This window comes from Stenotrophomonas sp. HMWF003, from assembly GCF_003061285.1.
In the GTDB taxonomy this organism is placed as follows: domain Bacteria; phylum Pseudomonadota; class Gammaproteobacteria; order Xanthomonadales; family Xanthomonadaceae; genus Stenotrophomonas; species Stenotrophomonas maltophilia_AP.
Map to the genome: position 1 here is coordinate 1,938 of NZ_QAIW01000404.1, position 1,009 is coordinate 2,946.

General features: G+C 69.6%; 2 protein-coding genes. One reads left to right on the forward strand and one right to left on the reverse strand.

The features are described 5' to 3' along the window. On the reverse strand, nucleotides 1–68 hold a 68-nt coding region (locus DBR34_RS23755), incomplete at its 3' end, for a hypothetical protein (RefSeq protein WP_258224072.1). Between the two features lie 137 nt (nucleotides 69–205). On the opposite strand from DBR34_RS23755, the gene DBR34_RS17375 reads away from it, so the two are divergent. After that, entirely contained in the window at nucleotides 206–931 is a 726-nt protein-coding gene (locus DBR34_RS17375) for a response regulator (RefSeq protein WP_128097714.1), read from the forward strand. Nucleotides 932–1,009: the final 78 nt, after the last annotated feature.

A 1,009-nucleotide genomic window follows, 5' to 3' on the forward strand; every position in this document is an offset into this window, starting at 1 on the left:
TCATGGCTGAGGTCGAGGATGTCGGTCTGGAAGGGGGTACGGTCGAGGCGGGAGCGGGATCGGGCCACGTGGCAACAGGCTGCGGGCAAAAAGGGTGCGTATTGTCGCAGATACGCGGGTCGGGCTGCCGATGGGCCCGTTGGAAACGCTTGCAGAGCGCGTTCTCATGTTTAATATGGGCATAGCTGACATGGAGGCAGCCCCAATGCAGATGACCCCTCGGGATCCAATGCCCCGATTCCTGCTCGTCGAGGACGACACCATCAGCCGCGGCTTTTTCAAGGCCGCGCTGGAAACCCTGCCGGCGCAGGTGGACACCGCCGATTCGCTGGCCACGGCCATGGACACCGGGCGCAGCGGCCAGCACGACCTGTGGCTGATCGACGTCAACCTGCCCGACGGCAATGGCACCCAGCTGCTGCATGCGCTGCGCCGTTCACGGCCGGACACGCCGGCGCTGGCGCACACCGCCGATGGCGATACCAGCATCCATGCGCGGCTGCGCGATGCCGGCTTCAGCGACACCCTGGTCAAACCGCTCACCGGCGAGCAGCTGCTCAAGGCCGTGCGGCGTGCGCTGGTCAACAGCCCGGGCACCGCCCCGCCGGCCGCTGGCGCAAGCGCGGACAGCGAGCGGGAAGACTGGGACGAAATCACCGCGCTGGCCGCCCTGAACGGGCAGCGCCACCATCTCATCGCCCTGCGCGAACTGTTCCTGGCCGAGCTGCCTGGCGTACGCGACGCGGTCGCCCAGGCCCTGCTGCAGCAGGACGTGCGTGCCCTGCAGGGCCAGCTGCACCGCCTGCAGGCCAGTTGCGGCTTCGTCGGCGCGGCGCGGCTGGCACGCGCGGTGCGGCAGCTGCACCAGGCACCGGATTCCAGCGGCGCGCATACGCAGTTCCGGGCGGCAGTGGACGCGTTGCTGCATTGAAGGCGTAACCGCCCCGTGGCGCCGGGCTCTGCCCGGCTGACGGGGCCCACGCACCGCGTCGTAGAGCCGGGCTCTGCC